The sequence below is a fragment of the Allobosea sp. P1_B10 genome (assembly GCF_056406735.1).
On sequence record NZ_JBFTZP010000018.1, the window covers coordinates 48923 to 73521 of the forward strand.

The window sequence follows — 24599 nt, forward strand, 5'->3', positions numbered from 1 at the left end:
GAGGGGCTTTTGGTTCCTCGCCCATCGACGCAACCGCGCTACTCTTCTGCGCCACCTCTCTGGAAACCGGCCTGCCGCGCAAATCCGGCCGGCCGGCGGACGTGCTGGGGGCGCTCGCGCGGGGTCTGAGCGGCGTGGGGCGGGTGGGTACGGCCCGTGAGATAGCTCAGCGCCTGGCTGGTGGAGTCGACCTGATCATCGTGGCGCCCATTCGGAAAGGCGAGAAGCTCGTTTAGCCAGGTGGCCAGCCAGGGGGCCTCCTGCGGGACATGGACCTGGCCTGACTCGAAGCGTGCCGACTGCATGACAAAGCGCGTCTGCTTGTCGTAGCGCGGCTTGCGCAAGATGGCGCGCCATTCGCCCAACCGTCGCAGATCCTGCGTGATCGCCCGGCCGATATCGGTGTCTTCGATGATCGTTTGGTCGGCATTCCAGGCCTTGGAGAGGCGGAGGATCTCCCGCTTCAACTCCGGCACTTCCAGACGCTCGCGCACCAGATCAAGCAGATAAAAGTCGAGACCCTTTGCGCCCCAGACCGTGCCAACGGAGTAATCCGCGCTTTCCGACAGGGTCGAGGCGGTATCCCAGCTGGCCACGATGAAGTCGAAGGACTTGGGTGGTTTGCAGTAGGAGCGCAACCACTCGCGTTTGACGATGTTCCCCTCGGGTGGAATCGGAGCCTGCTGATACTGGGCGGAGAAGGTGAGCGACCCTTGTGCGCGCCGCATCTGCTCCAGAATAGCCAGGGGCTCGCGCGCTTCGTGAAGAACCTCGCCGGGCTGGCGGACATAAACATGCCCCGGCTTATCGCTGAGCTGGTAGGTCCTGGCATCGGTCTCGATGGCCGGGATCGAGACGATGTCCCAGTCTTCCCGGCCAATGACATGCCCGACGAGATCGTCTTCGTGCAGTCGCTGCATGATGATCACGATCGCGCCGGTCCGTTTGTCATTCAGGCGGGTCTGGAGTGTGTTGTCGAAAGCCTCGTTCACGCGCCGCCGCTCCTTCTCCGACAACGCATCGGTCGCCTTGATCGGATCGTCGACGACGATGAGATCCGCCCCCCGGCCGAGGATCGCGCCGTTGATGCCGGCGGCAAAGCGATAGCCCTGTTCGGTCGTGATCAGCTCCATGCTGCGGGGACGCCGGGACGCCAATTGCAGTTTGGGGAACAGTTCCCGGTACCAGGGGCTATCGATCACCGTGCGCGTGTCGACGGAGAGCTTGCGCGCCAGATCATCAGCATAGGACACGCAGATGATGCGTTTGGTCGGATCCCGCCCCATCACCCAGGCCGTGAACCCGACCGAGACGGTGATCGACTTCATGGACCGGGGCGGGACGTTGATGATCAGACGGCGGACCTCCCCCCGTGCGACCCGCATCAGCTGCCAGCACAAGTGATCGATGTGCCAGTTGTGCTGGTAGGGTGTGCCAGGCTCCAGCGTGCCAAAGACCTTCTCGCTGAAAGTCGAAAGGTCTTCGCGCAGGAAGGCCCGCAGGAGACGGGCACGGTCAGTCATGATCTGTGTCCTCCTCCAGATCTGCCGCAGCAGGACCCCTGGCGCGCTCAGAGCTCACGCGGCGCCGAGAGTTCAGCGCCCGCTCCAACAGGGCCTGGTCGTCTTCCGGCAGCTCATCCCCCTGCTCAACACCGACGTCGGCGAGCCGCTCATAGCGATTGAGCAGGCTGTCGCTCGCCCGGGTGTTACCGCGCAGGCCGACCTGGACCTGGCCCAGGATGAGGGCCTCGAGCCTGGTTACGGTCCGCTTGCGACCGTTCTCGGCGACCTCGATCTCGCTCTCCATCACGGCGGTCAGGATGGTTTTGAGATTGAGGCTGCCTTTCTTGCGTCCGCCGGGATTGCCGGACTGCCCGGGCTTGAACCGGGAGGCGCGCGGGGGTTTACCGCGACCGACCTCGTAATCGCTCGCGGCGCGCGGGGGGGTGTTCTTGGTCATGACACGTCACCTCAGGCAACGCGCCTGAAGCGCTGCCGCACCTTCGGAGCGGGCAGCGCTTCGGACGACGTCGTCGCTGGGGCGACCTGCCGGTTGGTCAGTGACCCCCTCAGTTCGGTCATCTCGCCGAAGCTCAAACCGGTGGAGGCGTGCCGGGCGGACCTCCCCGCCCAGCTCTCCCAGCGTCGAACGCCGACATCGACGTAATGCGGATCGAGCTCGGCCGCGTAGCCCCGACGCCCAACCTTCGCGCAGGCGATGATCGTCGTGCCGGAGCCTGAAAAGGCGTCGAGGACGATCTCGTTGCGCTGCGTGACGTCGCGCACGGCATCGGCGATCATCCGGACATTCTTCGGCGTCGGATGCAGCTTGAGCTCTTTGCGCAGGCCCGCTGCACCCTGGTAGTCCCAGACATTCGTCCGGTTCCGCCCGAACTTGCCGAGCTGCACGTTGTTCGCACCGGGCTGCCCCGGATCCTTGAACAAGAACACCAGCTCGTGCTGCGAGCGGTAGAGGGAGCCCATCGCGCCGGCACCCTTGTTCCAGACGCAGAGGTTCTTGAGCTCCAGGCCCGCGGCCTGTCCGGCCGCGAGCATCTCGCCGATGTGGCGCCAGTCCATGAAGCAGAACTGATAGCCGCCGGGCACCAGGAAGGCCGAGCTGGCCGACAGGAAGCCGGTCAGGAACGGGGTGAAGTTTGCCCCCAGTTCGCCCGAGCCCATCACGAACTCGCGGTGCCGGCCGGGCTTGGCGACATGGCCCGAGATCGGGACGTCATAGGGCGCGTCATGGATGCCCATCGCCGCGCGCTCGTCGTCGAGCAGGGCTGCGTAGGTTGCTTTGTCGCGCGCATCGCCGCAGATCAGGCGGTGCTCGCCGAGCAGCCAGAGATCGCCGGGTTGGCTGACAGGAGCTCCGTTCGCCTCATCGGGCAAGACATCATCCGCAGCGTCGGGGCTGTTCGTCGCTGCGCTCTCGATCAAATGATCGATCTCGGCCGAGCGGAAGCCGGTGATCTCCAGCCCGAAGCTCAGGTCGAGCGTGAGGTCGATCTCGAGGAGTTCGCCGAACTCGAGAGCCAGCAGCTCCCTGTCCCAATCGGACTTCTCGGCCAGCGCGTTCAGTGCGATGCGCAGCGTGCGCTTTTGCGCCTCGTCGAGGTGGCGGAGACGGATGACCGGGACGGTCACGTGACCGGCCTTGCGGGCCGCGTCGAAGAGGCCATGACCGCCGACGATCTCGCCGTCCCGATCGACCAGGATCGGCTGCACCAGGCCAAAGGCGTTGATCGAAGCCACCAGCTGCTCGATGTGCTCCGCCGTATGGCGGCGCAAGACGCGCTTGTAGGCCTTGAGGCCTTCGATGGGGACGTGCTCGACTGCGAGCTTTAGGTCCCGATAGAGCGCTTCGGCCGCGTTGGTCGGGGGCAGGGCGGCCTTGGGCGCGCGCCGCTTCGGCACGGGCACGGCATTGATGTTATCGGGGGAGGCAACAACTTTGGGAGAGAGCGGTGCGCTCATGGCGGTGATCCTTCAAAGCAAGAGGTCAGCCCGCGCGCCGAAGGAAACCCGGCAACGTTCACCGCGATCAGGAGATCGGCAGTGATACGGCCCGCGATGGGCCGTGGGCTGTCCGCGAATGCTCCCGAAGGAAAGGGAAATTGCCGCTAGACAGAATCACTCCTACAGCATCGCCTCATTCGCTGCAAGCGTTTGATTTCAAAGGGTTTTGACAAAGCCAGTGTACGTGGCTAGCGAGCCACTCCCGCCTGGGCGCCCTTATGGAAGCCCGCCTCGCAGCACAGTTTCCCTGCTGATTTCCCTCAGAACAGTGAAACCGAACCGGGGGCGCCGCCGAAAATTGACCAGACCGGTTCGCCGCCAACTGCGTCGTCAGCCAAATATTCTGTGCGAACCAGATTTTCGGGTGGCTCACGGATTTCCGCGACGGTGTCGCGGGTTAGCCGGGGCCCGCCGTCTGCTCGTCGCCGTCAAGCGCGCGACTTCGCCAGATCGGGCGGGTTTCTAGTCGGCTGTCTGGCCTACCCCATTTTGAAATTCCGCGGGAATATCAGCGAGACCGGTTCGCATCAGTCCTGGGCCAGACCGGTTCGACAAGGACGCCGGAACCAGAAGCCCGCCGCAGAGCGGCGGGCTGCGATGCGGGGGTTCCAAGCCGTCAGTGAATAAGGAAGCGCTGTTCCTGGCTCGCCCAGTCATGGGGCAGGGCTACACATAGTCGACTGACAGAGAGGTTGGCAGGCGCGGTTCTATCAGCGATGGCGCCGATAAGCTTGGGCGATAGACACGCCAGTGGAAGTAGCTTGCGAACATTGCGCTCGCCCATGCCCTCGCGGATTGCGATGGCCTCAGTCGAGGATATCTGGCCGTCACTCAGCTGCGCCATCCAGTGCCGCGCCTGGGCGATCATCGTCAGGATCGCCTCAGCGGAATCGTGGTCCAGGCGGGATGGCTGCGTTGACTCATGAGCCACTCCCTTGCGGCGCCCCTGCGGTTGCCAGGCAAAGGGCACTCGGATCGGCTGGTGACTCTGGCTATCGTTGGCCTCGGCCATCACGTCGATCAAAAGATGATCGCGGTGCAATGTCACGCGCGCGATCTGGAGCGGCGGCGCAGCTGCGGCCTTTACGGCAGCTTCGATTTCGGGAGCCGAGATGCGCGCAATCGAACCGGCCTGAGCTTTGCGGTGCTGGATCAGCGCCTGAGAGACATAGTAGCGATATCGCGCTCCACTCTTGCGGGCGTGGCTCGGGCTCATCCGGTTGCCGGCATCGTCATAAAGGAGGCCAGCCARGGYAAAGGCGGTATTRGCCGATCGGCCCTTGCGATCGACGGCCGCCGCCGCGAGCGCGCGCTGGACCGCATCGAATATGTCCAGCGTCACAATCGGCTCATGTGCTCCGCGATGCGACACGCCGCGCCAGACGATCTCACCCAGATAGAAGCGGTTCTTGAGCAGGTGGGCGAGCATGCCGACCCGGAAGCTGCAGCCCAACCTGGTGCGGATGCCCTCACGGTCCARCGTCTCGGCGACCGCGCCGACCGTGCCGAGATCGAGATAGAGCTTGAAGATGCGACGCACCAGCGCAGCATCCTGCTCGACGGTGATGAGCTGCTTCTTCTCGCTGCGATAGCCGAGGGGGATGGGACCACCGACCCAGAGACCTTTGGTCTTAGAGGCAGCGATCTTGTCGCGGACGCGTTCACCGATGACCTCACGCTCAAACTGGGCGAATGACAGCAAGACATTCAGAGTCAGCCTGCCCATGCTCGTTGTTGTGTTGAACGACTGGGTCACAGAGACGAATGAAACGCCGTGCTCGTCGAAGAGCTCAACCAGCTTGGCAAAATCTGCAAGCGAGCGCGTCAGCCGGTCAACCTTGTAGACGACGATGATGTCGATGCGTTTCGCTCGAACCGCATCGAGCAATTGCTGCAGGGCAGGGCGTTCCAAAGAGGCGCCAGACAAGCCGCCATCATCAAAGCGATCGCCAATCAGGTTCCAGCCCTCATGGGCCTGGCTCTTGATATAGGCCTCGCAGGCTTCGCGCTGAGCATCGAGCGAGTTGAAGGCGAGGTCGAGATTATGCTCGGTCGATTTGCGGGTGTAGATCGCGCAACGCTGCGGCTTGGTCGTGGGAGGCGTGATCATGGCGACACCCTGACGGGCGGGCGTTGTCGGAGACCAAAGAAGCGCGGTCCGTTCCAGGTCGTGCCGGTAATGCGCTTGGCCAAGGTTGAGAGGCTGCGATGGGTCTCACCATTCCAAAGGAAGCCATCGGGAACGATCACGACCTCGTGGCTAACTCCATCATGCTCGCGCACCAGCACGGATCCTGTCTTGATCCGTCGATGGGTCTCCTGGCCGCGCGCCAGCTTTGCCAGGTGGCGTGCCAGTTCGGCGTTGAGTTTGCCGAGTTGCTGCTCTTGCATGCGATGAGCAACCAGGCGCGCGACCATCTCGCGCGAGAGGCCAGCGGGAGCTGAAGTGCGGTAAAGTTTGCGGAAGCGGCCGCGCAGCTCATCGAAGCCCAGCGTAGAGAGGCTCGTCAACTCGTCGGTCAGTCCCGATGCCGCGGGCTTGGCCGTCCTGGGCTGCCTGATAGGGCTCATTGGGCCTGCCCCGCAGCGATACGGTAGACCGAAATCCTCGCGCCATCTGCGGCAACGCCCATTTCTATCGCGATGACAAAGCCGCGCTTTCGCAGGCCGGTGAGGGCTGCTCGCACGGTATGAGGCTGCCAGTTCGTTACTGAAACGAGTTTAGTCAGGCTAACGCCATCCGTTGCCTGCAGCAGATCGAGCACGATGCCAAGTTTGCTGCTCGGACGCGGGGCTGAAATCACGCCGGTGGTGATGGCTGCCGGAGGTTGGGATAAAGCGGCTGGCGCGGTCTTGCTGGTTCGACGAAACATGATGATCTCCTCGGGGCAGACGGGGTCATCCCCATCACCACCGCGACCCCGCCGCGGCGCCAGGCCGGCAGGGTTGCCTCAGAAGATCGGCGCGTCTCTTCGCGTCGCCATGGACACCAATGCTTGCTGTGCGAACGAAGTCCAGTCGATTAAGCGGCCACGCAAAACTCCGGCTGTCGGATCTAAAATTGAACCTGGGGTCCGCTCCTGCTTCCGCAGTTGGCCCTAAGCAGACTTCCGCGAGGTCCGCAATTGGGCAGCTCACTTCGACGATCTGTAGCGGGGATGCGGCGTCAAGCGCGACTTCGTTCCTCGACAGATACACATAAAATCCAAGTGATTAGTAGCGTGCCTTATCGCAACCAAACCTTCTTCTGAATAGATCGCCGCGTGAGCGCCGTGTATTTTTCACTAGAATTCGCAGTTTGGAACCTTGCTAATTTAGTCGAGTTGTCGCTCCGGCTGCCAGCCCGGGATTGTCCCGACGCATGGCAGCGAGGAGACGTCACTATGATTAAGCAGATTGCTCTCATTGTAGCTTTGGCCACGGCTCCAGTTGTTGCATTCGCGCAGAACCCGCCGGGTGCGCAGGGTGGGGCCGCGAGCGGCGCACTCACCGGTGCAGTGGGCGGGGCCATTGTTGGTGGCCCGGTTGGTGCTGTGGTTGGGGGAGTTGGCGGTGCCGTGGTCGGCGGGATCATCGGCGACAACACCCCCCGCTTCCAGACCTATGTCACCGAGCAGCGCCGGCCGTCTTATACCTATGCCGAGCCGGTCGTGGTCGGCTCGACCCTGCCGCGCCAGGGCGTGACGTATTACGAGGTCCCGCGTGAATATGGCGCGACCACCTATCGTTATACCGTGGTCAACAACCGCACCGTGCTCGTCGATCCCGACACTGGACGCATCGTGCAGGTCATCGACTGATATCGCGTCCGAGGGGCCAGCCCGAAAGGACCGGCCCCTCGCTCACCTCTGACTCAGTATGATGGGGATTTCGATGCGACGCATCTCGTTATTACCTGTCGGGTCGGCGGTCCTGTGCATCCTGATGGCGACGTCAGCTGGCGCGGAGTACCAAGGCAAAAGTCACGGTTCGCGTGGGTTGGACCTATCAAGTCGGCCACGCCCGTCGGCCAAACCGGATCTTGCGACTTCGAAGCCCCCCGAGGCACTTCCGAGACCTATTGCCTCTGGCACCGAAAATGCGCCGACCAACCGGAGAAAAGTGCGAGTGGTTTACCCTGGGCCGACTGCCTCGAATTGAACTGCCTGCAGAATTGCATCCCGCAAGACCCCGCAGCGCGCCGGAGGCGTCGCGCTGCCATAGCGGGATAGGCTGTCTTGGGCGATGCGAGGGGGCTAACGGGATTTATTGGCAATCTAACCGCCATAGCGCTCATCATCGATATGCCGGAACTCGGGGAGCTTGAGGGAAAGCAGGCAGCGATTCTGGCCGGACTAGCGCCTGTAGCCCGTCAGTCGGGCAAATGGCAGGGCAAGGAACGCATCCAAGGCGGTCGCGCCGCGTTGCGCCAAGCGCTCTACTTCCCGGCAATAGCCGCGGCACGCGTCAACCCCGATCTCGAGAAGCAGTACTAAGAGCTCATCGCGGCTGGGAAGGAGAAGAAGGTTGCGCTGACCGCGATCGCGGCACCTTTGGGAGGAATTGCTCAGGGCCGGCGTGAGGATCCACGAATTCGAACCGACGATGTATCATTGCAAGGTCGCGATCGTGGACGGGATCTGGACGTCCGTGGGCTCGACCAATATCGACGAGCGGGCCCGTCGCCTGAACGACGACGAGGCCAACATCAACTTCTACGACGAGCGCTTCGCAAAAAGACAGATCGACTTTTTGACGCCGACGTCGAACGCTCCACGTCTTACACGTTGTCGCTCTGGGAGAGGAGGACCGTCTCGGAAAAGATATCAGACTGGATGGCGAGCTTGTTGCGTTCGCAAATTTAAAAAAATCGCGGCATTTTTTCATACGAAAATTTCGCGTCGCGTAGAAATATAAAACATACAAAAACGTTCATCATGCGTTCATCTCATATCATTCGAAATATATCCACATTTTATGCAATCAAAACTGAACTATCGTTTCCATTTCGCGTTTGATCGACATTCGACCTGACGTCAGATCGCAATTCTAGGAGACCAAATGCGTAAAACGATCATTGCTGCAGCGATAGCACTCGGGGCGCTCGCAACCGTTCCCGCACTTGCGGTGCCCGTCTCGACGAGCACGGCCATGGAGCAACCGAGTAGCGTGCAGGACGTCCAGTATTATCGCGGCGACCGTGGCTGGCGCCCGAACCGTCGCCATTGGGATGGTCCGGGCCGAGGCTATGGCCGCCGCTTTCATGGTCCGCCCCCTCACGCTCGCGCATATGGCCGCCGCAGCTTCGATCGGGGCTACTACCGATATTGATCGAAGACCGCTCGCGCGCCGGCTTCGGACGGTGCGCGAGTGAGCCACTCTGCCACGAGGGACTAACTTGAACCCGGCGCCGCCCCGCGTCGGGCATTCCCCACGTCGACCTCACATGCGCAATCCCGCCCCGAATACGAGAGGCTGAGAAGATATTTCGCATCGTCTGAGGGGAAGCGGCTCAACGTGCCGGGGTAGTCGTCCCGACCGAATATCACTGTTTTGCCGGGGTCCTGGTGGTGGGCCTCAATCGAGCTCGTGCCACGTCCAACAGAAAAATCGGCAAAATCTCGGGGCGTAATCGATTTCTACGCGCTCCAGAGGTGTGTGATAGTCGCGTCCCCATGGGCCTATACGAATGCTGCGATCATGGCCTGGAGCGAAGCCGACCGGAGTGGGAAGGCGCCCAAACGGGACCCTCGGCAAAATATCCTGGACCTCGATCCTGTGCCGGCCAGCGCAATACCGATCAGGTAGTCGAGCAAGCGCAGGAGCTTGCCAGCAAGCTGCAGATTTGCGGGCGTCCTCGAGAACCCGCTCAACGAGACCGACGCCGCCTGGGTCAACGCGATGGTCATGCGGCCGGGCACAGAAGTGGCGATGATGGCCGTCCCCCGTTCAGCTCAACGCCGGCAGCCGGTCAAGCAGCTTGTCGAGCGTGATCGGATAGTCGCGGACACGGACACCGGTGGCATTGTAGATCGCATTGGCGACGGCAGCGCCGACGCCGCAGATCCCGAGTTCGCCCACGCCTTTGGCCTTCAACGGGGACGACATCGGGTCCGTTTCGTCGAGGAAGACGACCTCCTGATGAGGGATGTCGGCATGGACGGGAACCTCGTAACCGGCGAGATCGTGGTTGACGAAGAAGCCACGCCGCTTGTCGACGGCGAGGTGCTCCATCAAAGCCGCGCCCGCGCCCATCGTCATCGCGCCGATGACCTGGCTGCGCGCCGTTTTCGGGTTGAGGATGCGGCCAGCAGCGCAGACGGCCAGCATGCGCCGAAGCCGAACCTCGCCGGTAGCCTTATCGACGCCGACCTCGACGAAATGCCCCCCGAAGGTCGCCTGCTGATGCGTCTTGTCTAGATCGCCGAACTCGATCGTGTCCTCGACGGTGATCTCGCGATCGCTGGCAGCCTGGGCCAGTGGGACGGCGCGGTTGCCCGCCTTGACGGTGCCATCCTCGAAGACCGCGTCGGCCGAGTTGAAGCCGAGCTTCTGCAGCACGGTCTCGCGCAGCTTGACGCAGGCCGCATAGACGCCCGACGTGGCCGAGTTCGCGCCCCATTGGCCGCCCGACCCTGCCGAGGCTGGAAAGGTGGAATCGCCCAGCTCGACCATCACCTTGTCGATGGACAGGCCCATCATTTCGGCGGCCGTCTGCGCCATGATGGTGTAGCTGCCGGTGCCGATATCGGTCATGTCGGAGCGGACGGTCACGCCGCCGTCGCGCCCGAGTGTCACGCTTGCGCCCGACTTCATGACAAGATTGCCACGGAAGGCAGACGCGACGCCCATCCCGACCAGCCATTTGCCGTCTCGCACCGTGCCGGGCGTCGCCGAGCGCTTGTCCCAGCTGAAACGCTCGGCGCCCTGGCGCAGGCAATCGACCAGGCGGCGCTGCGAAAATGGTACCTTGGGCTTCTCGGGATCGACCTGCGTATCGTTGATGATGCGAAACTCGATCGGGTCGATCTTCAGCGTCTCCGCCATCTCGTCCATGGCGATCTCGAGCGCCATAAGGCCCGGCGCCTCGCCGGGAGCCCGCATCGCATTGCCTTCCGGCAAATCAAGAACCGCGAGCTTCAACGAGGTCATCCGATTAGCGCCGTAATAGAGCAGCCTCGTCTGTTGCGTCGCGACCTCGGGCTGACCGTCCTTCAGGTCCCCGGACCAACTCTCATGGCCGATGGCGGTGATCTTGCCGTCGGGCGTGGCACCGATACGGATGCGCTGGATCGTGGCGGGCCGATGGGTGGTGTTGTTGAAAATCAGCGGCCGCTGAAGCGCAACCTTGACGGGACGCTTGGCTGCACGCGCACCGAGCGCCGCCAGCAAGACATCGGCGCGCAAGAAGAGCTTGCCGCCGAAACCGCCGCCGATATAGGGCGAGACGAGCCTGACGTTTTCGTTGGCGATGCCGAGCGTCTTGGCAAGATCGCCGACACCCCACGCGATCATCTGGTTCGAGGTCCACAGGGTCAGCTTGTCGCCGTCCCAATGGGCGATCGATGCGTGAGGCTCCATCATCGCATGGGACTGATCGGGCGTGGTGTAGCTCTCGTCGAGCTTCACGGGCGCGGATGCAAAGGCGCCAGCGAAGTCACCGACCGCGCTTTGCGTTGGGCTGTCCTCCTCGCTGGGGGCGTTCGGTGCCGTCCCCTTGAGCGCGCCGAGATCGAAGGCGCCTTTCTCCTTGTGGTATTTCACCACGACAAGTTGGGCCGCGGCGCGAGCTTGTTCGAACGTCTCGGCCACCACAAGTGCGATTGCCTGATGATAGTGCTCGATCTCTGGGCCGCCGAGCAATTTCGCCGTGTTGCGCTTGCCCTTGTCGAGCTTGCCCGCGTTTTGAGCGGTGACAATTGCCAACACACCTGGAGCTTTCCCCGCGTCGGCCAGGTCCATCGAGAGGATCCTGCCCTTCGCGATGGCCGAGCCCACGACATGGCCATAGGCCTGGTTCACTGCGACATCATGCTGCTCATAGGCATAACGGGCCGTGCCCGTCACCTTAAGCGGCCCGTCGATGCGGTCCAGTGGCTGGCCGACGACCTTGAGCCGGTCGATGGGATTGATGGTGGCGGGTGTGTCGAATTTCATGGCGTCAGGCCCTTGCTTCGACAAGTACGGCCGCGAGAGTGCGCTCGACCAGCAGCAGCTTGAATGCGTTGTCTTCGGTGGGCCTGGCATTCGCCAGCAGGTGATCCGTCACGGCTTTGGCGCCAGTAGGCAGACGATCCTCGGCGGCCTCGATACGCCACGGCTTGTGGGCGACGCCGCCCAGCGCCACGCGTCCGGAGCCGTCCGTTTGGACGATCGCGCCAACCGAGATCAGCGCGAAGGCGTAGGAGGCGCGGTCGCGCACCTTCTTGTAGATATGCTTGCCGCCAACCGGCTTGGGCAGCGTTACGGCCGTAACAAGTTCGCCGGCCGCAAGCGTCGTCTCGATATGGGGGGTGTCGCCCGGGGCTAGGTATAACTCGGCGATCGGTATCCGTCGCGTCGCGCCGTCGGGCTTTACCGTCTCGATCTGGGCATCGAGCGCGCGCATCGCCACAGCCATGTCGCTGGGATGGGTGGCGATGCAGGCATCGCTCACGCCGACGATTGCCAGTTGCCGGCTGTAGCCGCCGATGGCCGCGCAGCCGCTGCCCGGCTGGCGCTTGTTGCAGGCCTGATTGGTGTCATAGAAATACGGGCAGCGGGTGCGCTGCAGCAGGTTGCCGGCCGTTGTTGCCTTGTTGCGGAGTTGGCCCGAAGCGCCAGACAGCAGCGCACGGGAGAGCAGTCCATAGTCGCGCCGGATACGGGCATCGGCGGCAAGATCGGTGTTGCTAACGAGCGCGCCGATCCTCAGGCCGCCGTCCGGGGTGGGCTCGATGGTGCCGAGTGCCAGGCCGTTAACGTCGATCAGGTGCCGCGGCGTCTCGACCTCGAGCTTCATCAGGTCGAGCAGATTGGTCCCGCCGGCGATGAAGCGGGCGCCGGGGCCGCGCGTGGCCCCGGATGCGGCTTCTCTCGGCGTGGTGGCGCGTTGGTAGGTGAAGGATTTCATGCCTTCCTCCCGGAGACTTCGGTGATGGCAGCGACAATGTTGGGATAGGCGCCGCAGCGGCAGATGTTGCCGCTCATGCGCTCGCGGATTTCCGCCTCAGAGGCTTCGGGTGCGGCGTTTAGATCGACACTGACATGGCTGGGGACGCCGGCCTTGATCTCGTCGATCACAGCGACGGCCGAACAGATTTGACCGGGCGTGCAGTAGCCGCACTGGAAGCCGTCATGCTTGACGAAGGCAGCCTGCATTGGGTGTAGGTGGTCAGGGGTGCCGAGGCCCTCGATCGTGGTGACCTTGTCACCGTCGTGCATCACGGCGAGCGCCAGACAAGAATTGATCCGCCGGCCATCGACGATCACCGTGCAGGCGCCGCACTGGCCGTGATCGCAGCCCTTTTTGGTGCCGGTCAGATGAAAATGCTCGCGGAGCGCGTCGAGCAGCGTCGTCCGCGCATCGAGGCTAAGCTCGCGCTGGGCGCCGTTCACCTCGAATGAGACGCGCAAGATGACTGGGGCGAGATCGTTGAGGGCTTGCGCCACCAGTCGTGACGAAGACGACGTGGTCGCCACCGCGGCTGCCGTGCCTATTAGCACGTCGCGGCGTGTCGACGCCAAATCACTGGGAATCTTCATGCTAACTTCCGATTTCGTGACGCTTGCAGCGACGTCGCGCTGATCAACGATCCTGATGAAGATCCGTCGTCGCGATGCCGCGCTGCGCGGATGCCTGCCTCCCCAACGGCTGAGAGTTTGGAAACGTTCCAAAAGCATAAGCGATTAGGTTTTGAGACAAAGCTCACTCCATTTCGCGACGCCCTGAAGACCAGGCAGCTAGAAGAGATCTCCGATGGCGAGGCTTGACAGCTGACAGGCGTGTACACGCGGCAATGACAGCTACACGCTGTGCCGGACGAGCGGCGTCAAGAATACTGACAAAATTTACTGATCGCGAGGGCGCAGCGATCGAGGCGGCCATTAAGGCGAACAGCGCGGAGGCCTGGGCCTGAACCCCACAAGAAAAAGCCCCGGCGTATCCCGCCGAGGCTCGTATGGTCCTCGCCGGCGAGCGCCGGGATCGCCTCGATCGACGTCCACCAGGACAGCGTGACGACCTCGGTGGTGCCGTCCCCGAAATCTCAGCAGGCTCTCGGCAACGGCAAGGACGCCGTGAAGAAGGTCGTCGACAAGGTCTGACCTTCCGACGCAGGAATACGGGGAACGGGTTGCCGAGAGGCGGCCCGTTTTTCGTTTCACCGGCACCCACCCCGCGCAAGGAAAAGGCCCGCCGAGTGCCGCTCGGCGAGCCTTCCTCATGCCGTAGTGATCAGGCCGCCTTGGCGATCGCCGTTTTGTTTGTCGAGGCGCTGATCTTCGTCAGGAGATCGTCCGTCTTGCTCTCTTCCGACAGCGTTGCGTCGAGGAGCTTCACTGCATCCTTGTGGCCGAGCTGCTGGGCCCAGGCCTTCAGGGTGCCGTAGCGCGTGATCTCATAGTGCTCGACGGCCTGTGCGGAGGCGACGAGGCCGGCGTCGAGGGCAGGGCTATCTCCGTAGTCCTCGATGACGGCCTCGCCTTCCTTGAGGATGCCGAGGATGGCGTCGCAGGTCTTGGCGCGCGGCGACTTGCCGATCAGTTCGAAGACCTCGCCGAGGCGCTCGACGTGCTCCTGCGTCTCGGCCTTGTGGGTCTCGAACGCCTTTTTGAGCTCGGGCGACTTCGCCGCCTTGGCCATCTTCGGCAGGGCCTTCAGGACCTGCTTCTCCGCGTAATAGACGTCCTTGAGCATGTCGTGGAACATGTCGTCGAGGGCTTTGGGCTCTGCCATGGTTCGCTCTCCTTTAGCTTGGCTGGATACCGCTGCAACGGGGGAGAACCATTCCAGTTCCGCGCACGCGGCCTTGAATTGGAATGGAACAGAATCAGGCAAATTGCCGTTCTCCTAGGCATCGCGGCCAGTCCGCAAATCCTTGGGAGACCACCATGAAAAAGCTGATCATCGCTTCCTTGATCGCAACGGCGACCTCCTTCGGCGCCATGGCCCAGACCGCTACCACCTCGCCGAAGCCCGCCCCGACCGCCCCGGCGGATGCCAATGCCCCGCTGCCGGGCGCCAACAGCTTCACCGAGGGCCAGGCCAAGAGCCGCCTGGAGGCCAACGGCTACACCAACGTCACCGGCCTCAAGAAGGACGACAACGGCGTCTGGAAGGGCAAGGCGACCAACGCCGGCGCCTCGGTCAACGTCTCCGTCGATTACCGCGGCAACATCGTCAAGAACTGACGTTTGCCCCTCTCACCTCGACCTTTGGAGACGCACATGACCCGCACCATCACCCGGTCTTACGACAACTACGAAACCGCCCGCTCGGTCGTCGAGCAGCTAGAGGTAGCCGGCATCTCCAGCAGCAACGTCAGCATCGTCGGCCGTGGCGGCGACACCGGTGAGAGCAACGCCGAGGAAGGCGCTGGGATTGGCGCAGGCGTCGGTGGCGCCGCCGGTCTGCTTGCCGGTTTGGGCATGCTGGCCATTCCCGGCGTCGGTCCCGTGGTGGCCGCAGGTTGGCTTGCAGCCACCGCAGCCGGTGCCGTTGCCGGTGCCGCCGCTGGTGGCCTGGTTGGCTCCTTCATCAAGGAAGGCCACGACGAGGACGAGGCGAACTATTACGCCGAGACCGTCCGTCGCGGCGGCTCCGTCGTCTCCGTCCGTGCGGAGCCCGATCAGGTGCTGAACGTCGAGGCGATCCTCGATGGCGCGACACCGGTCGATCGGACCGCGCGCACTGCCGAGTATCGCAAGGAAGGCTGGTCGCGCTTCGACGAGAACGCCGATCCCTACGATCGCGAGGCGACCGCCTTTGGCCGCATGACTCCTCCGGTCATCTGACCAATAGCGCTTCCTGACAACGAGGCCTCCGGAGAAATCCGGGGGCCATTTTCATGGCAATCTCCGCCAGCACGGAACCTACGAAACGCTACGATGAGAAGCGGGCGATGCTTTCCGCGATGCCCGTTTTGAGTAAGGAACGGATATGACGCCCCGCTCGATCCGCGCCGCCGACGGCACCTGCTTCTAGGATCGCCAGTCCCTTCTAGACGGTGGCTTCGAGCCGACCGGTATCATCTGCGCCGAGAACCGAGTCACCTTCACTCCTGATGATAGTGTGTCGTCGCGACGCTCCCTAGCGTTTTTCTTTATCGGAACGGCCGACTGAGAAACGCCGAGCCGGCGAGGCCGAAACGCCACGGAACATCCGATGCTCGCGATATGCCGATGCGCGTTCCGATCAGGACCTCGGCAGTCGGCGGTCCTGACGACATCGAGAACGGTGGGTGGCCCAGGTCATGACCATCCAAGCTACCGTCAATCCCCAAAGCAGCGCAAAGGCGACCAGGACCGGAGCAGAGTTGCCGCTCGAGCAGGTCGCCTCTGCGGATTTTCATCTCCGCAATACCAACCAGTGGCTTGATTGCACGAATGAGGACGGCGGCGCCTGGTGTCGAGCCGCAAACGACGTTCAGGCACCAGTAAAGTCCGTAGGAGCGATAGACGTAGGCGTGACCGGGTGGGCCAAACATGCTTCGGTTTCGGGAATTCGGCCCCTTGACGCTATGCGACGCCGGATCCTCATGGTCATAGGCCTCGGTTTCGACGATCAGTCCGCCCGCACCGTTGAACAGGAGTGTCGCGCCGATCAGGTCTCGCGCCACCAATGCCACTGGCCTCCGATAGAAGCTGTCCGCGAGCGGCGGAAGGTCGAGCATGACATGATCGGCCATTGGGTCTCATCCGGCTGCGAAGAGGGAACGATATCGAACCCGGCTCATCAAACCGCGAACCTGCAATCTCAGGCTCCCGTCTCGGAATGATCGGCCGCCACCGGCTTGGACTCAGGCGATCCACGCTGACGCAGGAAGATCGACAGCACGACCAGGACAGCCGTGGATAGGAATTCGGACTGCCAGTTCTGAAAGGATTCGAACCAGAGCTGGGCATCCGTCAGATAGCCGAGCATCGTCTTGAGTTCGCGGCCGTGGAGCGTCGCTTCCTGGTTCGCGGCAATGGCGGTAAACCACCAGTGGAGCGCGAAAGAGGCGATGAAAAGACCGGCGAGCGCGAGCCCCAGCGAATGCTCATAGAGCCACGCGAGCTTTGGCTGTTGCGCGCGCCATACCAGCTCATCGTTTTCACGCCCCGGCGCGTCGGGATCGCGGGACTCCGCCGACCCCCGCTGGAAAAGCATCGCGGTCAGGACGACATAGGTCGCCATCTGTAGGAACTCGCTTTCCCAGTTCTCAAAGAGGGCCGAGAGGAAAGGTCCGCTCGTCAGGTAAGCACCGAGAGGCAGTGCCTGTCGCCCATGCTGAACGAGCTCCTCGTTATGCGAGGCGAAGCCTGTGAGGGCCATACCGCCCAGCGAGGCCAGGAACATCCCAAGCAGCGCCAGGGTCAGACCGTTGTGTCTTACGAACCGACTCATCGGGTTTCCCACCTATCGGAACCAGAAATGCCCTAGGGATCGCGGCGTGATCTGCGCGGAGAGGCGAGGCATGTCGATCTCGACCACCACTTCACCGGCTGTTCAGCGTCGGCAGCAGTGAGCCGAGCAGTGAGCGTGCCGTATTCGCGATGACGCTCCCGGCATCAGGATCGCCTCCGGTCAGGGCGCCTGCGAGACCGCGTGCCTGAGCGAAGGTGATGTGCGGCGGCAATGGTGGAACGTTCGGGTCTGTCACCATGTCGAGGACGAAAGGACGATCGGACGCGAGTGCCTCGTCCCATGCCGGCCCGACCTGTTCGGGATCCTCGACCCGCCTTCCGGCAAGTCCCATCAGTTTAGCGATCTCTGCATAGGGCAGATCCGGCAGCTCCTGGCTTGCAGGCCATTTCGGGTCGCCGGCCTGGATCCGCTCTTCCCATGTCACATAGGCGAGTTCCCGATTATTCAGCACCATGATGACGAGCCGCGGATCGGCCCAACGCTTCCAGTACTTCGCGATTGTCACCAATTCGGTGATGCCGTTCATCTGCATCGCGCCGTCGCCGACGAGGGCGATGGCCGGACGATCCGGATGCGCGAACTTCGCCGCGACGGCGTAGGGAATGGCGCAGCCCATCGTCGCCAACGTGCCCGACACCGAGCCCATCATGCCACGTCGGAAGCGCAGATGCCGGGCATACCAGACCGTCGTCGTGCCGCTGTCGGCGGTGACGATGCAGCGTTCCGGCAAGCGCTCGGATAGTTCGGAGGCGACGCGCTGCGGGTTAATCGGCGAGGCATCGACCATTGCGCTATCGGCTACCTCCTGCCAGCCATCGCTGACATTGGCCTCGATAGTCGCCCGCCAATCGCCGGTGTCCTTCGGCTTGAGCAACGGCAGAAGGGCCTCGAGCGTGGCGGCAGCGTCTCCGATCAGGTTGACCTCCATCGGATAGCGCAGTCCTAGCATGCCCGGATCGATATCGATCTGGACGCCGCGCGCCTGTCCTGGCTTCGGAAGGAATTCCGTGTAGGGGAAGCCTGACCCGATCATCAGCAGGGTATCGCAGCCCTGCATCAGGTCCCAGCTCGCTTTCGTCCCGAGCAGACCGATCGAACCCGTGCAGAACGAGACGTCGTCGGGCACCGCGGCCTTGCCCAGGAGGGCCTTGGCAATTCCCGCCTTCAGCTTCTCCGCCGTGGCGAGCACCGCGTCGGTCGCATTGATCGCGCCGGCACCGACCAGGATGGCGACCTTCTCGCCCGCATTGAGCACGTTTGCCGCACGCTGGAGAGCCGTCGCAGCAGGAACCACGGGCGTCAATTCGATCCCAACGCCCGAATGCGTCATGCCGTGTTCGTGTGATGGCTCCACCATCTCCTCGAGCTGGAGATCGTTGGGCAGGATCACGCAGGTGACGCGGCGCTCGGCGACGGCGATCCGGAAGGCGCGATCGATCAAATGAGGCACCTGCTGCGGTACCGAGGCCGTTTCGACATAGGCGCCGGCGACATCCTTAAAAAGCGATTGCAGGTCGAGATCTTGCTGGTAGTGCGAACCGATGGCCGAGCGCGCCTGCTGACCGACGATGGCGACCACGGGGCGGTGATCGAGGCGCGCATCGTAAAGACCGTTGAGCAGGTGGACCGCGCCGGGTCCCGAGGTAGCGATGCAGACGCCGACTTCGCCCGTAAATCGGGTTTCGCCCGATGCCATCAGGCTCGCGGCTTCCTCATGCCTGACCTGAACGAATTCGATGTCGTCTTCGCGTCGTTGCAAGGCCGCGATCAGGCCGCCGATGCCATCACCCGGATAGCCGTAGACGCGTTTCACGCCCCAGTCGTGAAGACGCGTCCAAATGAAGTCGGAGACGGTGCGGGCCATGATGATGTCCGAAGATGAGGAAGGATCCGCTCGCCTCTCTCCAGCCAGCGCTCCTGGATTCGACGCAGGAAGCGATCAGCGCCCGAGACCGAAGGGTTCGTGGAGAGGGAACGAGGGCCGTGCCGCCATGTTCCCGTCCCGGCGCCCTTCCGGTCATTTCGCGAAAAGGAGCGGAACGACGATGACCTTCAGGGGTTGGCTCATCAACACCCCAGCCCTCCGGTTCCATTCCTGAAATGAGAGACCTAGAGCAGCAGTGACCGTGGCTTCGCCCGCCAAGCTCTCGGCTGGGGACTAGGCCCGGGAAAAGCGGCGGTCGACCGAAGATCCCTCTCTCACCCGATCCTTCAAAGGTAAACCCATGACCGAATACCCGAAGCCGCCGTTTCCTCATCAGCAGCAAGCGATGCCGGGCTCAACTGACCAGATGGAGCCTCGTCCCGATCATGGCGAGACCTCATACAGGGGCTCAGGCCGTCTCGCGGGCAAACGGGCCATCGTCACGGGCGGCGACAGCGGCATCGGTCGCGCAGCTACGATCGCTTATGCCAGAGAAGGCGCCGATATTCTGATCTCGTATCTTGATGAGGAGGACGATGCGGCTGAGACGAAGCGCTGGGTCGAGGAGGCTGGCCGCAAGGCGGTCCTAGTCCCCGGGGACATCCAGTCGGCGGCCCACTGTCGCGGGATCGTAGAGATCGCGATGACGGAGCTCGGCGGGATCGACATCCTTGTCAACAACGCCGCTCATCAGGCGACCTTCGACGACATCGGCGAGATTTCGGACGAAGAGTGGGAGCTAACCTTCAGGGTCAACATCCACGCGATGTTCTACCTGACCAAGGCGGCAGTGCCGCACATGCCCGCAGGCAGTGCGATCATCAACACCGCTTCGGTGAACTCGGACATGCCGAACCCAACTCTGCTTGCCTACGCCACGACCAAGGGAGCGATCCAGAACTTCACCGCTGGGCTGGCGCAGCTCCTCGCCGAGAAAGACATCCGGGCGAATTCAGTCGCCCCTGGGCCGATCTGGACGCCGCTCATTCCCTCGACGATGAATGCCGAGCGGGTCTCGAATTTCGGCAATCAAGTGCCGATGAAGCGTCCCGGACAGCCGGCGGAACTCGCCACGGCCTTTGTGATGCTGGCCGACCCGCTATTCAGCTATGTCTCCAGCGCCACAATAGCGGTGACCGGAGGCAAACCCATCCTGTGAAGACGGCTGCTCGCCAATGCAATGGGTAACCGTGATCGGCTGCGTAGCGCCTGCTCGACGGTCACCCAGGCCTGGCGGATCGGGAATACACGCAACACGTCCTCGCTTTCTGCCCCGATTTACACACTGGCGACCATTGGCTTCCTGCAATGGCTGATCTACGGCCATATGAAGGGCGAATGGCCGCTTACCTGACCAACGGAATCTGTCTGATTATGGCGGCTTTCATCCTGACCATGACGCTGGCATCGTCGAAGATAAAGGCGAAGATCTCGAACGCGGAATGAGCTCGGCCCCGCCCTTCGGTACGAGTTCCATATCGACTCGGCTAAAATAGGGGATGCATAACCCGTCATCGGGCATACACATCCGACTAGTTGAGCGGTATCGCGCTAGTGTCCATCAAATCCACGATGAGCATTTTTTGCTGCGAACGAGTGCCATACCAGGATTGGAAATTGCGCCGCTCAATCCCGGACTTTCGCTCCGTTTGGCGTGCCGGCGAACGGAAGATCTTGCCCCTTCGTGTTGGCGGATTTGTTGTTCGGCTCTCGGTTGCCGTCTTGGTCTCGCCCGTGTCCGTTGCCCGACGTTGCGTCCCCATCGCCCGAAAGAACAGTGGGGTTTGCGCTAACGACGCCGCTTGGATTGGGAGACGCCTGCGTGTCGCCATACTGACCAGCCGCGTCAGCTGGAGGACATTTCTCGCGGGTCATAAATCGACCTTTCAGTCTGAGTTAAGGAAACTACGGCCGTATTATTTGATCACAGATACGAGCAGGGTTTCGCAGGCCTGCCTGATATCGTCGGGAGGCACCATGTCCTCCTGCAAATGCCATTCGGTTTCGTCCCGGCCGCGCCCGCTGATTTCCATCAGGCGTGCGATCCAGTCCTGGTCTGCATAATGCTTCGCAAGATCGAGAGCGTAGTGTCGTCCCGTTCGAAACACCCGTTCTTCCATGCCCGGGCGGAAATTGTTTTTGTCATGGTCGGGGACGCGTACGTTGTTGAGAGCGTCTGGCTCCTGCGCATTCGATGCTGCGGCGGAATTCAATGGCTTAATCGACATGATGCCTCCTGAAGGGAAAAGGGCCGAATGAGGCCTTTGTTCCGGAAGCTCTCGGGGTATGACGGTAAGGGATTGTCCCGGAATGGTCGCCGAGCGTGTTCACCCTCCAAAGCCACAGTCCATCTCGAGACTTAAAAGATAGATTGCTTGGGAACGGCCGAGCACACACTGCGTTGCGCCAAGCAGGTGGGGGCCTCAAGAACAAGGAAGACCCCATGAGAGCGCTGTGCTGGCACGGCAAGGGCGACGTGCGCGTCGATACAGTACCCGACCCCAAGATCGAGCATCCCCGCGACGCGGTCATCAAGATCACTTGCTGCGCGATTTGCGGCTCGGACTTGCATCTTCTCGATGGCTATCAGCCGACGATGGAAAGCGGCGACATCCTCGGCCATGAGAACATGGGCGTCGTGATGGAGCTTGGATCGGAGGTGACCAACCTCAAGGTCGGCGACAGGGTCGTCGTCCCGTTCACAATCAGCTGCGGTGATTGCTGGTTCTGCCGAAAGGGCATGTTCTCGGCGTGCGATCGAACAAACCCGAATGCCGAGATGGCAGCAAAAGCGATGGGCCAGTCTCCGGCGGGATTGTTCGGCTTCAGCCACATGATGGGTGGCTACAGCGGCGGCCAGGCTGAATATCTGCGCGTCCCCATGGCCGATATCGGTCCGATCAAGGTGCCCGACAGCGTCAGCGACGAACAGGCGCTCTTCCTCTCCGACATTTTCCCGACGGGTTACATGGCAGCGGAGAACGCACAGATCCAGAACGGCGATACCGTAGCGATTTGGGGTTGCGGCCCCGTCGGCCAGTTCGCGATCCGCTCGGCCATCATGATGGGCGCAGGCCGCGTCATCGCAATCGACGAGGTCCCGGAGCGTTTGGCCATGGCCGAGGCCGGCGGAGCGGAGACGCTAAACTTCAGCAAGGTCGACATCTATGACGAGCTGATGGTCATGACGAAGGGCAGAGGGCCAGATAGCTGTATCGATGCAGTTGGATGCGAGGCATCCGGGCATGGTGCGGCGGATGCCATCCTCGATAAGGTGAAAGCTGCCGCGTTTTTGGCGACCGATCGGGTCCACGTTCTGCGGCAGGCGATCATGTGCTGTCGCAAGGGCGGAACGATCTCTATCCCCGGCGTCTATGTCGGAATGGGTGACAAGATCCCGATCGGCGCGGCAATGAACAAGGGTCTCACGTTCAAGATGGGGCAGACCCACGTCCAGGCTTATACCAAGCCGTTACTCGCCAAAATCGAAGCTGGCGAGATCGATCCCAGCTTCGTCATAACCCACCCAGCCAGCCTCGAAGACGCGCCCGAAATGTACAAGAAGTTCCGGGACAAGGAAGACGGCGTGATCAAGGTCGTGCTGAGACCGTAAGCCGCAAGACGGTCAAGGGCGCGCCTGTAGGTGCGCCCTTTCGACCACCGCACTTTGAATAACCCTCAAACGAGCTTCACTCCACCGCATCGCACGCTGTTACAGGGGCTCCGTATTCATGGCCGATGCGAACCGAGCTCTAGGAAAGATCCTCATCGGCACAGCGGGCTGGAGCATTCCAAAAATCGACGCCGAAAGCTTTCCGACGGGTGGAAGCCATCTGGAAAGATATGCCTCGGTCTTTCCGGTCGTCGAAATTGACACCTCGTTCTATCGCCACCATCGCAGATCGACTTATGAACGCTGGGCCGCCTCGGTGCCGGACCACTTTCGATTCTCGGCAAAGGCCCCCAGGTCGGTCACGCACTCCGACTGGATCGATATAGCCGCGGAACTCGACGCGTTTCGCGATGATATCGCCGGTCTCGGCCCGAAGCTCGGGCCAATCCTGATCCAGCTTCCTCCCAAGCGGGCGTTCGACATGAAGGAAGCCGATCGCTTCCTGACCGTGCTTAGAACCCGCATTGACGGTAATTTGGCACTGGAACCGCGGCATCCGTCCTGGTTTCTGCCCAGCGTAGATGAACTGCTCCAGAGGCAGAGGATTTCAAGGGTTGCGGCCGATCCGCCGCTGGCGGCGGACGCGGATAAACCCGGCGGGTCGCCCGAGCTTTCCTATACGCGGTTGCACGGCTCTCCGGCGATTTACCGGTCGCCCTATTCGAACGATCGGCTGAGATCACTAGCCAATGCGATAGCCGACCGTGCGGCGCCTGTCGCCTGGTGCATCCTAGACAACACTGCGTTTTCTGCAGCGACCGGCGATGCGCTCGATCTCATGAACATGGTCGGGCAGGACAGACGCAAATGATCCGTAAAAGATTTCCGCAGCACTTCCGTGTCCCGGCGCCGTGGATTGAACGCTTTGGCCCGAAGCGGTGAGCGTCGGTCTGAGGACAGGCCATTCCTCGTGGGACCCGCGCTCTCTCATTGCATGACTTTGTTTTGGTGAGGGTCGAGGCACGCTCGCCACCCGAATCTGCGGGTAGAGCGACCGCCCAATGACTTCGACCCCGCGGCTGGGACCGATCGCAAATATCAAGATAGGGAGCTCGCCTTACCTGCCGACATTTCATGTCGGATCCCCGAAAGGAATGCGAGCGGAACTTAAAAGAACAGCATCGCGTTCAGCCGGCAGATAGAAACACTGCCCGGAGACTTCCCGTGGACAATGAACAGATCGGCTTCAAGAAGCTGTCGGAAGTCGAGAACCAGCCGACCGACCAGGAAGGCGTGGGTGGTGACATCGCGGCAAGCGCCAAGGACATGGCCAACCAGGTCTCGCAGAAGCTCAAGACCGCCGGTATCGACGCGGACGGCGCGATCGAGATTGTTGAGCGCCGCGCGACCGATCTCCAGGACATGCTGGCAGAAGAGATTCGCGAACGCCCACTGAGGGCGCTTGGCTGGGCGGCCGCGGCCGGGGTCATCCTCGGCATCCTGTCGGCGCGCTAGGGGGATGATCGGCGCAGGCTTCACATACCTGATGGCCCAGGTGAAGTCCTTCCTCCAGCGGCAAGCACTCATCTACGGATTGACGGCGGCCGCCGGCCTGATCCTCGTCTTCGCGTTCGGGTACGGACTGGATGCGGTCCGCGCTATGCTCGCGCTCCGTGTCGGGGGTGTTTACGCAAGCCTGATCAGAGCTGGCTCGGTTTGTCTGAACAGTTTGCGGGCTGTGGTTAGGTGGATTTCGGCCCTTGTTATGCTGCAACCGGGATTGGCTGCAGCGGGTTGAAGTAGACCTGATCGGGCGTCTGCCGTGCCAGGCTCTGATGAGGTCTCCTGCCGTTGTAGAAGGCGAGATACCGGCCGATCGAGGCGCGCGCGTCGGACACGCTGGCGTAGGCTCGCAGGTAGACCTCCTCGTATTTGACGGATTTCCAGATG

The 24599-nt window shown here is 62.3% G+C and carries 24 protein-coding genes; 9 read left to right on the forward strand and 15 right to left on the reverse strand.

Going from position 1 to position 24599, the window contains the following annotated elements; all coding sequences use genetic code 11:
* Positions 1–38: 38 nt before the first annotated feature.
* The 6 genes from terL to AC1D2L_RS23860 all read right to left on the reverse strand — a co-directional run bounded on the left by terL (position 39) and on the right by AC1D2L_RS23860 (position 6397).
* Positions 39–1523, reverse strand: coding sequence for a phage terminase large subunit (terL, locus tag AC1D2L_RS23835; protein WP_476848387.1), 1485 nt, complete (start codon positions 1521–1523; stop codon positions 39–41).
* Complete coding sequence (locus AC1D2L_RS23840) at positions 1516–1962, reverse strand: DUF5681 domain-containing protein (protein WP_476848388.1); 447 nt, start codon at positions 1960–1962, stop codon at positions 1516–1518. Before AC1D2L_RS23840 ends, terL begins: the two co-directional genes overlap by 8 nt.
* 11 nt (positions 1963–1973) lie before the next feature.
* On the reverse strand, positions 1974–3482 hold the full coding sequence (locus AC1D2L_RS23845; protein WP_476848389.1) for a site-specific DNA-methyltransferase: 1509 nt from the start codon (positions 3480–3482) through the stop codon (positions 1974–1976).
* Positions 3483–4140: 658 nt separating this feature from the next.
* Positions 4141–5634 carry a recombinase family protein gene (locus tag AC1D2L_RS23850; protein WP_476848390.1) on the reverse strand — a complete coding sequence of 498 codons (1494 nt, stop codon included), beginning with the start codon at positions 5632–5634 and terminating at the stop codon, positions 4141–4143.
* Positions 5631–6095: a DUF2924 domain-containing protein gene (locus AC1D2L_RS23855; RefSeq protein ID WP_476848391.1), complete on the reverse strand. Its 465-nt coding sequence runs from the start codon at positions 6093–6095 to the stop codon at positions 5631–5633. The genes AC1D2L_RS23850 and AC1D2L_RS23855 overlap by 4 nt, the downstream gene beginning before the upstream one ends.
* Positions 6092–6397: a DUF3489 domain-containing protein gene (locus AC1D2L_RS23860; RefSeq protein ID WP_476848392.1), complete on the reverse strand. Its 306-nt coding sequence runs from the start codon at positions 6395–6397 to the stop codon at positions 6092–6094. Before AC1D2L_RS23860 ends, AC1D2L_RS23855 begins: the two co-directional genes overlap by 4 nt.
* A gap of 510 nt (positions 6398–6907) precedes the next feature.
* Here AC1D2L_RS23860 and AC1D2L_RS23865 point away from each other — a divergent pair.
* From AC1D2L_RS23865 to AC1D2L_RS23875, 3 genes are all read left to right on the forward strand, one after another.
* Positions 6908–7324 carry a DUF1236 domain-containing protein gene (locus tag AC1D2L_RS23865; RefSeq protein ID WP_476848393.1) on the forward strand — a complete coding sequence of 139 codons (417 nt, stop codon included), beginning with the start codon at positions 6908–6910 and terminating at the stop codon, positions 7322–7324.
* 417 nt (positions 7325–7741) lie between these two features.
* The gene (locus AC1D2L_RS23870) at positions 7742–7999 is read left to right on the forward strand and encodes an IS110 family transposase (RefSeq protein WP_476848394.1); all 258 of its coding nucleotides are present in this window, start codon (positions 7742–7744) and stop codon (positions 7997–7999) included.
* Between the two features lie 82 nt (positions 8000–8081).
* Positions 8082–8420: a phospholipase D-like domain-containing protein gene (locus AC1D2L_RS23875; protein ID WP_476848395.1), complete on the forward strand. Its 339-nt coding sequence runs from the start codon at positions 8082–8084 to the stop codon at positions 8418–8420.
* Positions 8421–9452: 1032 nt separating this feature from the next.
* Here AC1D2L_RS23875 and paoC read toward each other — a convergent pair.
* From paoC to AC1D2L_RS23895, 4 genes are all read right to left on the reverse strand, one after another.
* Complete coding sequence (paoC, locus tag AC1D2L_RS23880; RefSeq protein ID WP_476848396.1) at positions 9453–11660, reverse strand: aldehyde oxidoreductase molybdenum-binding subunit PaoC; 2208 nt, start codon at positions 11658–11660, stop codon at positions 9453–9455.
* Between the two features lie 4 nt (positions 11661–11664).
* Positions 11665–12615: an FAD binding domain-containing protein gene (locus AC1D2L_RS23885; protein WP_476848397.1), complete on the reverse strand. Its 951-nt coding sequence runs from the start codon at positions 12613–12615 to the stop codon at positions 11665–11667.
* On the reverse strand, positions 12612–13247 hold the full coding sequence (gene paoA, locus AC1D2L_RS23890; RefSeq protein WP_476848398.1) for an aldehyde dehydrogenase iron-sulfur subunit PaoA: 636 nt from the start codon (positions 13245–13247) through the stop codon (positions 12612–12614). The genes AC1D2L_RS23885 and paoA overlap by 4 nt, the downstream gene beginning before the upstream one ends.
* A gap of 691 nt (positions 13248–13938) precedes the next feature.
* The gene (locus AC1D2L_RS23895) at positions 13939–14439 is read right to left on the reverse strand and encodes a YciE/YciF ferroxidase family protein (RefSeq protein ID WP_476848399.1); all 501 of its coding nucleotides are present in this window, start codon (positions 14437–14439) and stop codon (positions 13939–13941) included.
* Positions 14440–14594: 155 nt separating this feature from the next.
* Here AC1D2L_RS23895 and AC1D2L_RS23900 point away from each other — a divergent pair, with 155 nt between their 5' ends.
* Both AC1D2L_RS23900 and AC1D2L_RS23905 read left to right on the forward strand, forming a co-directional pair.
* A complete protein-coding gene (locus AC1D2L_RS23900) occupies positions 14595–14894 on the forward strand; it encodes a PepSY domain-containing protein (RefSeq protein ID WP_476848400.1) in 300 nt (99 codons plus the stop codon).
* A gap of 36 nt (positions 14895–14930) precedes the next feature.
* The gene (locus AC1D2L_RS23905) at positions 14931–15497 is read left to right on the forward strand and encodes a hypothetical protein (RefSeq protein ID WP_476848401.1); all 567 of its coding nucleotides are present in this window, start codon (positions 14931–14933) and stop codon (positions 15495–15497) included.
* Positions 15498–15805: 308 nt separating this feature from the next.
* On the opposite strand, the gene AC1D2L_RS23910 is transcribed toward AC1D2L_RS23905, so the two are convergent.
* The 3 genes from AC1D2L_RS23910 to AC1D2L_RS23920 form a co-directional block, all read right to left on the reverse strand.
* Positions 15806–16390, reverse strand: a complete 585-nt coding sequence (locus AC1D2L_RS23910) for a DNA-3-methyladenine glycosylase (protein ID WP_476848402.1) — start codon at positions 16388–16390, stop codon at positions 15806–15808.
* Positions 16391–16458: 68 nt separating this feature from the next.
* Entirely contained in the window at positions 16459–17091 is a 633-nt protein-coding gene (locus AC1D2L_RS23915) for a DUF6766 family protein (RefSeq protein ID WP_476848403.1), read from the reverse strand.
* 91 nt (positions 17092–17182) lie between these two features.
* Positions 17183–18976 (reverse strand): thiamine pyrophosphate-requiring protein, encoded by a 1794-nt coding sequence (locus AC1D2L_RS23920; RefSeq protein ID WP_476848404.1) that lies wholly within the window; start codon positions 18974–18976, stop codon positions 17183–17185.
* 361 nt (positions 18977–19337) lie between these two features.
* Between AC1D2L_RS23920 and AC1D2L_RS23925 the strand changes: the two genes are divergently transcribed.
* Complete coding sequence (locus AC1D2L_RS23925; protein ID WP_476848405.1) at positions 19338–20195, forward strand: SDR family oxidoreductase; 858 nt, start codon at positions 19338–19340, stop codon at positions 20193–20195.
* 757 nt (positions 20196–20952) lie between these two features.
* On the opposite strand, the gene AC1D2L_RS23930 is transcribed toward AC1D2L_RS23925, so the two are convergent.
* Entirely contained in the window at positions 20953–21264 is a 312-nt protein-coding gene (locus AC1D2L_RS23930; protein WP_476848406.1) for a hypothetical protein, read from the reverse strand.
* Positions 21265–21479: 215 nt separating this feature from the next.
* On the opposite strand from AC1D2L_RS23930, the gene AC1D2L_RS23935 reads away from it, so the two are divergent.
* The 3 genes from AC1D2L_RS23935 to AC1D2L_RS23945 all read left to right on the forward strand — a co-directional run bounded on the left by AC1D2L_RS23935 (position 21480) and on the right by AC1D2L_RS23945 (position 24164).
* Positions 21480–22649, forward strand: a complete 1170-nt coding sequence (locus tag AC1D2L_RS23935; RefSeq protein ID WP_476848407.1) for a zinc-dependent alcohol dehydrogenase — start codon at positions 21480–21482, stop codon at positions 22647–22649.
* A gap of 118 nt (positions 22650–22767) precedes the next feature.
* The gene (locus AC1D2L_RS23940; protein WP_476848408.1) at positions 22768–23520 is read left to right on the forward strand and encodes a DUF72 domain-containing protein; all 753 of its coding nucleotides are present in this window, start codon (positions 22768–22770) and stop codon (positions 23518–23520) included.
* 353 nt (positions 23521–23873) lie between these two features.
* Positions 23874–24164, forward strand: coding sequence for a hypothetical protein (locus tag AC1D2L_RS23945; protein WP_476848409.1), 291 nt, complete (start codon positions 23874–23876; stop codon positions 24162–24164).
* 248 nt (positions 24165–24412) lie between these two features.
* On the opposite strand, the gene AC1D2L_RS23950 is transcribed toward AC1D2L_RS23945, so the two are convergent.
* Positions 24413–24599, reverse strand: a 187-nt coding sequence (locus tag AC1D2L_RS23950; protein WP_476847684.1) for an integrase core domain-containing protein, incomplete at its 5' end; no start/stop codon positions are given.